The following is a 651-nucleotide window of genomic DNA, read 5'->3' on the forward strand; positions in this document are numbered from 1 at the left end:
TTGATCTTAGTTGCCAGCATTCAGTTGGGCACTCTAAGGTGACTGCCGGTGACAAACCGGAGGAAGGTGGGGATGACGTCAAATCATCATGCCCCTTATGACCTGGGCTACACACGTGCTACAATGGGCAGAACAAAGGGCAGCGAAACCGCGAGGTTAAGCCAATCCCACAAATCTGTTCTCAGTTCGGATCGCAGTCTGCAACTCGACTGCGTGAAGCTGGAATCGCTAGTAATCGCGGATCAGCATGCCGCGGTGAATACGTTCCCGGGCCTTGTACACACCGCCCGTCACACCACGAGAGTTTGTAACACCCGAAGTCGGTGAGGTAACCTTTATGGAGCCAGCCGCCGAAGGTGGGACAGATGATTGGGGTGAAGTCGTAACAAGGTAGCCGTATCGGAAGGTGCGGCTGGATCACCTCCTTTCTAAGGATTTTAACGGAATATAAGACCTTGGGTCTTATAAACAGAACGTTCCCTGTCTTGTTTAGTTTTGAAGGATCATTTGATTCTTCGAGATGTTGTTCTTTGAAAACTAGATAACAGAAGTAATTCACATTCAATTAGTAATGCAAGATATCACGTAGTGATTCTTTTTAACGGTTAAGTTAGAAAGGGCGCACGGTGGACGCCTTGGCACTAGGAGCCG

At 48.8% G+C, this 651-nt stretch carries 1 rRNA gene; it reads left to right on the forward strand.

Going from position 1 to position 651, the window contains the following annotated elements:
- Window positions 1–428, forward strand: a 16S ribosomal RNA gene (locus RUW00_RS22780); the annotation flags it as partial.
- Window positions 429–651: the final 223 nt, after the last annotated feature.

Origin of the sequence: Bacillus sp. IS1, from assembly GCF_032461585.1 — a bacterium.
Classification (GTDB): Bacteria; Bacillota; Bacilli; order Bacillales; family Bacillaceae; genus Bacillus; species Bacillus velezensis.